An 8,299-nucleotide genomic window follows, 5' to 3' on the forward strand; every position below is an offset into this window, starting at 1 on the left:
ACTTTTTAAAAAATAAATAAGAGCTTTTCCTGAATCTTTTTCAGGTTGTTTTCCAATATCTGGAAAAAAATCTCAGCCATTAGAGAAATTTCCCAAGTTCGGTTTTGTCCGATGAAAAACATGTGTTGCCGAGTGCCTCAGTAGGCACTGTGATATTGGGGCCGCTGAGGTGGGCAGTTGAGGGTAGGACGACATTGTCCACTGCCCACTACTCAGCGGCAAACAGTGAAAAGGAATAACTACTTCTTCCCTTTCACTTTCTTGCGTTTTTTCGGGGGATTGGCTTTGGTCACCTTAATTTCAGGCGGCATGGGCAACTTCAGAGGGCTGTCCACCTCTTTGCATTGCCGACAGTTGGAACTGGATCGGAACTGACAATTTTCAACACACCAACCTACAGTAGAAACAGCCATGACAACCTCCCTAGATATATTTTGACCCTCCCTGTGAGGATCACCAGAAGAAAACAAAAAATAGTTTCTATCCTCTTCTGGCAATCCTCATTTTTATTCCCAATATCAGTGTTAAAGTGCTTAAAATATATAAGTAAACTAAAAAACTATTCACCGTAATTGGTAAATAGCTTATAGTATTTATTATATGTTTAATTGTACCATTAATAAAATTTACTTCAAGACTTTTGTAATATTTTATTAAAAGTAATACTCTCCTATTATGTATTCTGACACTTTTTGAATACAACTTACAAGCAAAGTTCATACTGATTATTTTTTGTTTTATCCCCACAATATAGACCTTACTCTTGCTAACCTTATCAATTTCCAATACTATAAAATTACACTTTCAATTTTTGAATTTGTATTTTAGTTATGTTTCTCCTGCCCTTTTCTGCTATTACCAATGAAGATCAAAACCTGGTTGGCTATAAAGCTATTGGACTAGCTAACTTGAGCCAAAATGGCTTATCTATTCCTTCAGGTTTTGTCATTACTACCGCAGCCTATCAGGCATTTATTAAAGCCAATCAACTGGAACTAAAACTAGCCCAGGAACTAGCCAACTTTAACCCTCAAATACCAGAATCAGCTCAACATGTAGCCTCAAGCATTCAAGCTGCCATTATCAATGCCCAGTTTGATAAAAACCTGGCTACTCAAATTTTTGATAGTTTCGAAGCCTTGGGTTCTGCTTATGTTGCTCTTCGTAGTTCAAGCACAAGCAATAAACAGTCTTTTGGCCAAAATCCACTCTACCTTAACGTCAGTGGTGAAAGCACTATTATTGAATTTATAAAACAAATGTGGGCTCAGCACTTTGAAGCTCAAAATTTACACTCCCTAACTCGGGTTGACCAAACTGATTTGGCAATTATCATTCAGACTATGATCAATAGCCACTGTGCCGGCTTACTTCATACCAGCGATCCTAAGAATCAAAAAAAACATACGATACACATTGAAGCTATTTGGGGGCTTGGCGAAATTTTGGTTGAAGAACTAGTTACTCCTGATTATTACGAAGTGAGTCAAAGCACCCTTGATTTGACTCACAAGGAAACTCATCCCCAAGCCAATCAATTAATCCGCTCAGGCTCAAAAACAGTTGAGCAAGCCGTACCTAAACACCTTAGAGAAAAACAAAAGCTCAGTTTCGAACAAATTAAACAACTAGCTACCTTAGGCAAAAAGGTTCGTAGTCTCTATTTTTATCCTCAAACTATTGAATGGGTTTTTGATGGTGCTAAATTTTGGCTAGTTGATACTCAGGATTTGCTAACCGGCAAAAAACATAAAACCAAACGTAGTCTTAAAAACCCTGAAACTTCGCCAACTTTTACTTTGCCACTTTTAGATAAAGGTGAAGGTCTTTTCCCAGGGCTAGCTATTGGCCATGCTAATAGTCAAAACGAAAGTAGTTTTGATAAAAATACCATCTTGATTTTGGATGACTTTGAACCGGATATTTTAAAAAGCCTTAGTCAAGTTATTGGCATTATTATCACTAAAAATAGATTAGAACCGGATATTTTAAATCTTATTCAGGAATTAAGCTTGCCAACTATTTGGCTTAAAAATAAGCTAAAAATCAAAGCTAATCAGCTATTAACAATAAATGGCACTACTGGCGAAATCTATCAAGGCAAATTGGAATTGCGCAGCAAAATCATTCCTACTCCAAAAACTGATGTCAACCATCCCAGCAAAACTGCTACCAAACTTTTTATTAGCTCTCCTTTTGGCTTAAGTCAAACTAATAACTATGATTTGGCTGATGGTATTAGCAATATACGAGGCGAACTTCTCTTAAGCCAACTTAAATACCATCCTAAAAAACTGATAGCCGATGACAAAGCTGATCATCTTTCTAATCACATAGCTAAAGCTCTTGCAGAATTGGTCAAAAATCAAGACAAGCCATTTTTCTACCATCTAAGTAATTGGAACAGCCTGCTGCAAAGAGATCTTTACGATGGTAAAAGCTATCAACCTAAAGAGCCAAACCCACTACTGGGTTTACGAGGTACTTGGTATTTACTTAATAATCCTTCGCTTTTAAAAGCCGAACTTAAAGGATTAGATAAGACAGCCAAAGCAGAACACTTTCAACTAGTTTTGCCATTTGTCAGCTCAGCTTTTGAACTTGGTAAATTATTAAAATTTTTAGAAGATAACAGTTTTAGTACCAAACACGTATGGCTCAACCTGGAAACACCAGCTAATTTGATTGATTTACCGCAACTTGCTTCACCTCAAATTGAAGGTTTTATCATTGATCTACCAGCTTTAAGCATCCTAGTCTTGGGACTTGATAGTCAAAATATGGACTTGAGTCAATTACTAAGTCAATTTGATCCATCAGTTTTATGGCTGACACAGCATTGTCTCAACTATGCTCACAAGTATCACAAACCAGTTTTAGTCCATGCCAATAAACTCAGTCTTTATCCTCAAATTATTGAGCTTTTGGTCAAAGCCGGTGTTTGGGGTCTTTCTATCCCCGAAACTGAACTAGCTACTATCAAAAAAACGATAGCTCGTATTGAAACCTACCAGCTCTAAACATCTTTTATTTTTATGCTACACTAAGACGTTACTAAGTTCTTTTTTCCCTATGAAAATTTCATCCATTTTTTCTCAAGAAATTCTTGATTCCCGTGGCAATCCTACTATTGAAAGTGAAATTGTTTTAGAAAATGGTATTAAGGCTTCAGCTGCTGTACCCTCTGGTGCTTCCACTGGTTCACATGAAGCTCATGAGCTGCGTGACAACGATCCTAAACGTTATGGCGGCAAGGGCGTTTTGCAAGCAGTAGCTAATGTCAATGATAAAATTGCTCCGGCTTTAAAAGGTATGGATGTAAGTGCACAAAACGAAATCGATGAAACCATGCTTGAGCTGGACGGCACTGAAAATAAAGAAAACTTAGGAGCTAATGCTATCTTATCTGTTTCTATGGCTGCTACCAAAGCTGCCGCTTTGTCTCAAAATAAGCCACTATATGCTTATGTAGCACAGCTGGCTGGAACTAATACCGACCTTTACCAAATGCCTATTCCCATGATGAATGTGCTTAATGGCGGCAAACACGCCAGCAACTCTTCTGATATGCAGGAGTATATGGTCATGCCAGTTGGCGCACCCTCAATAGTTGAAGCTGTTCGCTGGGGCGCTGAGATTTTCCATACTTTAGGAAAATTGATTAAAGAAAAAGGCATGAGCACTAGTGTTGGTGATGAAGGTGGCTATGCTCCTCCACTTGGCAATAATGAAGCGCCTTTGGAAATTATTATGGCTGCTATTGAAAAAGCTGGCTATAAACCAGGTGAGCAAGTGGCTATAGCTATGGACCCCGCTGCTTCTGAATTTTATCAGGATGGTAAATATAATTTAGCCACCGAAAATAAACTATTAAGTACAGACGAATTAGTAGCTCGTTACCAAGAATGGTTGGGCAAGTATCCAATTGTTTCGATTGAAGATTGTTTTGCCGAAGATGATTGGGATGGTTTTGCCAAATTTACCCAAGCAACCAATGGCACTTTGCAAATTGTCGGTGACGATCTATTTGTGACTAACTATAAACGCTTGCAAATGGGCATTGACAAAAAAGCCGGTAACTCGATTTTGATTAAAGTTAACCAAATCGGCACAATCAGTGAAACTATCAAAACTATCAAACTAGCTCGGGCTCATAATTTTACCGCCGTGGTTTCTCATCGCAGCGGTGAAACAGAAGACAGTTTTATTGCTGATTTTGTAGTTGGGATGGGGACTGGCCAAATCAAAACCGGTAGCCTATGCCGCAGTGAACGGATTTGTAAGTACAATCAACTGATGAGAATTGAAAGAGAGTTAGAAAACAAAGCTCAAATTGCTAAGTTTCTGTTTGGAAAGTAAGAGAGTAAAAATATTCTATCGAATCTAATATAGAGACGCGCTACTAGCGCGTCTTTTTTTACCTAAAATTAAAAGATAATGAGTATAAATCTAACTAACAATCAATTTATTTTTGAAGGCTCAGATCTAAAACTCAAATAATATTTCGAAAAATACATCCGATCTAAAGTAAACAGATCTCCCCCCAGTAACTCAATTATTTTTTTTACCATTTCCTGATATCCTTGATAAGCAGTTTCGACATCACTCGCTTCTACCCATGCTTGCTCTTGAAAAGAAACGCAGAATTGATTCAATATTTCCTTCGCCTCTTCTTCGCCAACTTCGGGCATACCTGCCACTAACTGAATTCTTCTAAGTATCTCACTCTTGGTTGTTTCAGAAACATCAGTTATACCATACCGAGTCGAAAATTTACCCGAAGCTGTATCTTGCAATAAAAAAAGAGCAAAACCTCTCATAAGTCTATTCATATCAGGTGGTTCAAGACCTAATTCCTGACTAACACGCTCCGCATTTTCTCTTATCCATTTTTCATATTCAGCCTCCCAAAAAACCTTTGATGCTCCTTGTTGTTCATCGGTTGATAGTGATTCTAACATATGTTTAGTTTAGAGTATTTCTTTCAAATACTTTCCTGTCCAACTCTTTTCATTTTGGGTAATTTCCTCAGGTGCACCCTCAGCCACCAGCTCACCACCCCCATCTCCACCTTCAGGCCCCAGGTCAATAATCCAATCTGCATTTTTGATAAGATCCATGTTATGTTCAATCACAATGACCGTATTACCTTTTTCCACCAGTTTTTTCAAAACCAGCAAAAGTTTTTCCAAATCTGCAAAATGCAAACCAGTGGTTGGTTCATCTAGTAGGAAAATAGTATTGGTGGTACTGGTTTTAGATAGCTCAGCTGCTAGCTTAATCCGTTGAGCTTCACCACCAGACAAAGTCGGTGCTGGCTGACCAAGCCTGACATAGCCCAGTCCAACATCATAAAGCGTTTGCAACTTAGTTTTAATAGGTGAGTATGAGCCAAAAAATTGCAAGGCTTCCTCCACTGTCATATCCAAAACTTGGGCAATATTTTTACCTTTAAACTCAACTTGCAATGTTTCCCAGTTGTAGCGCTTGCCACCACAAACCTCACAGTCCACATACACATCTGGCAAAAACTGCATCTCAATTTTAATCTGACCCTCCCCTTCACAAGCTTCACAGCGACCACCTCTAACATTAAAAGAAAAACGGCCTACTTTATAACCTCTCATTTTAGCTTCAGCTGTCTGACTAAAGACCTCCCGAATATGATCAAAGGCTTTGGTGTAGGTAGCTGGGTTTGAGCGCGGCGTCCGGCCAATTGGCGACTGGTCAATCATCACTACCCGTTTGATTCGTTCTAAACCAAACAGTTCATCAAAATCTTCCCCTTCTTCTTTGTGTTTAGGATTAAGCCGGCTAGCTAAAGCGTGATAAAGCGTATCATCAACTAAAGTTGACTTTCCAGAACCAGAAACTCCAGTCACACACACTAACTGGTTTAAAGGGAATTTAACTGAGATATTTTTCAGGTTGTGAGCTTTACAGCCAGTGATTTCAATAAACTCTTGGCTGTCTTGAACTTGAGTCGGAGCCACATGGATTTTCTTTTTACCAGACAGATACTGACCGGTTAGTGATTTGGGATCATGACCAACTTCTTCAGGGGTTCCAAAACTTACCACCTCTCCTCCAGCCTCCCCTGCCAGGGGCCCAAAATCTACCAAATGATCAGCTTCTTGCATCGTCTCCATATCATGTTCAACCACTACCACAGTATTACCCAAATCCCGCAAGCGTTTTAAAGTGTCTAATAATCTTCGGTTATCCCGTTGGTGCAGACCAATTGAAGGCTCATCTAAAACATACAGAACTCCCGATAAACCGGTACCAATTTGAGAAGCCAAACGGATCCGCTGGCTTTCACCTCCAGCTAAGGTAGCCGCAGTTCGAGACAATGTTAGATAATCTAAACCAACTGACAGTAAAAAGCCTAATCTCGCTTCCAGCTCTTTTAATACTCCAGCTGCAATACTTAGCTCTTTTTGAGAAAGCAAAGGAGCTTTGAGCGTTTGAATCCACTCGTACGTTTTTTTAATCGGCCAATCAGAAACTTGGGCAATATTTTTCTGATCAACCACTACTGCCAAAGCCTCTGGTTTGAGCCTACTGCCTTTACAATCAGGACAGGTTTCTTTGCGCATAAAACGCTCAATTTCACTTCTCATAAAATCCGATTTAGTTTCGCGGTACCGACGCTCCAAATTAGGAATTACCCCCTCAAATTTGTGATCAACTTCATAAGACCTCCCATTATTACCTATGCCCTTCACTCTAAAATATTGATTCCCAGCTCCGTATAAAATTTTTTCCAAATCTTGTCTAACCATGTCTTTAATAGGCACTTTAATAGAAAAGCCTAAATCTTGCGCTACAGCTGCTACTAACGAGGCGTTCCAGCCCCCCTGCTCCATCATTCGGTTGTAAGGCAAAATACCGCCTTCAGAAATAGATAAATTGGGATTTAAAATCAAAGACTCATCAATTTTTAAAAGCGTCCCCAAACCATTGCAAGTCGGACAAGCTCCTAAAGGCGTATTGAAAGAAAACATCCGCGGCTCAATTTCCGGTAGAGTCAGATTACAGGTTGGACATGCAAAACGCTCAGAAAAAAGGTGATCTTCAAAAAGCTTTGGCTTGGCAGGAAAATCAAAACTTTCATCAGAAATTATGCTCATTACCGCCAAACCATCAGACAGTTTTAAAGCGGTTTCCAATGATTCTACTAACCTAGTTCTCATTTCTTTGGGATTGTCGATATCATCAGCCACTAAAACCAAACGATCAACAACCACATCAATATTGTGTTTATTAGTTTTAATAAGATTAATTTCTTCATCCAGCTCTAAAATATGGCCATCCACTCGCACCCGCTGAAAGCCTTTTTGCCGCAGGGAGTCAAGCAAGTTGGAAAACTCACCCTTACGGCCTTGAATAACTGGAGAGAGCAACATTAAACGCAAACCGGTCTTTTTAATCATCGGATCTGCCATTTTATCTTTTGCCAAGGTAATGATTTTGTCAAAAATCTGATCCACTGACTGCTGGGCAATCTCCACTCCACAGTGAGGACAGTGAGGATGTCCAATCCGGGCAAAGAGCAATCTGAAATAGTCATAAATTTCCGTGATGGTTCCCACAGTTGAGCGCGGATTATGAGATACTGATTTCTGGTCAATGGAAATAGCTGGCGACAAACCCTCAATCAGCTCGACATCAGGCTTTTTCATAATACCCAAAAACTGCCTGGCATAGGAAGATAAAGACTCGACATAGCGCCGCTGTCCTTCGGCATACAAGGTATCAAACGCAAACGAAGATTTGCCACTGCCGGAAATGCCGGTCAAAACTACCAGTTTATTTTTGGGAATAGTCACATCAATATTTTTGAGATTATGTTCCCGGGCGCCTTTAACGGTGATTTGATCAGAGGGCATAAGTAAATAAAGTATTTCCTAGATTTGAACCAATTATTTTAGCGCAAAATGAAAGAAAAAGGAATTACCAAAAGCCAACTAATCATTTGCTATAATATACAAAATGAATAATTATACCAGTCAAAATCTGATTACTCTTGTCCTCAAAACTCCAGATCAAGTTCCCAACTCATTAGCTCTGTTTCAGACTTTTTTTACTGATCTGCATAAAATTATCAGCAGCACTAAATCACTCAGTCTAGAAGACAAAACCATGAGTTTTGAACTCAAATAAACTACACACGGTCTAAAGACCGTGGTTTTAATCCTTCTCTGGCATAATTTCTTTATTGTCTTTAATGTACTTTTTTATTTGTAAGTAATTGGTTTTACCTATGGTTTCAGCAAAGTAGCCATCAGCCCAAAAA

General features: G+C 39.1%; 6 protein-coding genes. 3 read left to right on the top strand and 3 right to left on the bottom strand.

Annotation, left to right across the window (positions count from 1 at the left end):
- Positions 1 to 830: 830 nt before the first annotated feature.
- Both GYA49_03080 and eno read left to right on the top strand, forming a co-directional pair.
- Positions 831 to 3,020, top strand: coding sequence for a hypothetical protein (locus GYA49_03080; protein NMC36004.1), 2,190 nt, complete (start codon positions 831 to 833; stop codon positions 3,018 to 3,020).
- 52 nt (positions 3,021 to 3,072) lie between these two features.
- The gene (eno, locus tag GYA49_03085; GenBank protein NMC36005.1) at positions 3,073 to 4,359 is read left to right on the top strand and encodes a phosphopyruvate hydratase; all 1,287 of its coding nucleotides are present in this window, start codon (positions 3,073 to 3,075) and stop codon (positions 4,357 to 4,359) included.
- Positions 4,360 to 4,460: 101 nt separating this feature from the next.
- Here the strand turns inward: eno and GYA49_03090 are convergent, their stop codons facing one another.
- Positions 4,461 to 4,961, bottom strand: coding sequence for a hypothetical protein (locus GYA49_03090; GenBank protein NMC36006.1), 501 nt, complete (start codon positions 4,959 to 4,961; stop codon positions 4,461 to 4,463).
- Positions 4,962 to 4,970: 9 nt separating this feature from the next.
- On the bottom strand, positions 4,971 to 7,892 hold the full coding sequence (gene uvrA / locus GYA49_03095) for an excinuclease ABC subunit UvrA (protein ID NMC36007.1): 2,922 nt from the start codon (positions 7,890 to 7,892) through the stop codon (positions 4,971 to 4,973).
- Positions 7,893 to 7,995: 103 nt separating this feature from the next.
- On the opposite strand from uvrA, the gene GYA49_03100 reads away from it, so the two are divergent.
- A complete protein-coding gene (locus GYA49_03100; protein ID NMC36008.1) occupies positions 7,996 to 8,166 on the top strand; it encodes a hypothetical protein in 171 nt (56 codons plus the stop codon).
- 27 nt (positions 8,167 to 8,193) lie between these two features.
- On the opposite strand, the gene GYA49_03105 is transcribed toward GYA49_03100, so the two are convergent.
- Positions 8,194 to 8,299: IS200/IS605 family transposase (locus GYA49_03105; protein NMC36009.1), on the bottom strand; the 106-nt coding region annotated here is incomplete at its 5' end.

Source organism: Candidatus Beckwithbacteria bacterium (genome assembly GCA_012797845.1).
In the GTDB taxonomy this organism is placed as follows: domain Bacteria; phylum Patescibacteriota; class Microgenomatia; order UBA1400; family UBA1449; genus JAAZOH01.

Coding starts and splice junctions, on each gene's coding strand:
- GYA49_03090 (NMC36006.1), bottom strand. CDS start 4,961: ATGTTAGAATCACTATCAACCGATGAACAACAAGGAGCATCAAAGGTT.
- eno (NMC36005.1), top strand. CDS start 3,073: ATGAAAATTTCATCCATTTTTTCTCAAGAAATTCTTGATTCCCGTGGC.
- GYA49_03080 (NMC36004.1), top strand. CDS start 831: ATGTTTCTCCTGCCCTTTTCTGCTATTACCAATGAAGATCAAAACCTG.
- GYA49_03100 (NMC36008.1), top strand. CDS start 7,996: ATGAATAATTATACCAGTCAAAATCTGATTACTCTTGTCCTCAAAACT.
- uvrA (NMC36007.1), bottom strand. CDS start 7,892: ATGCCCTCTGATCAAATCACCGTTAAAGGCGCCCGGGAACATAATCTC.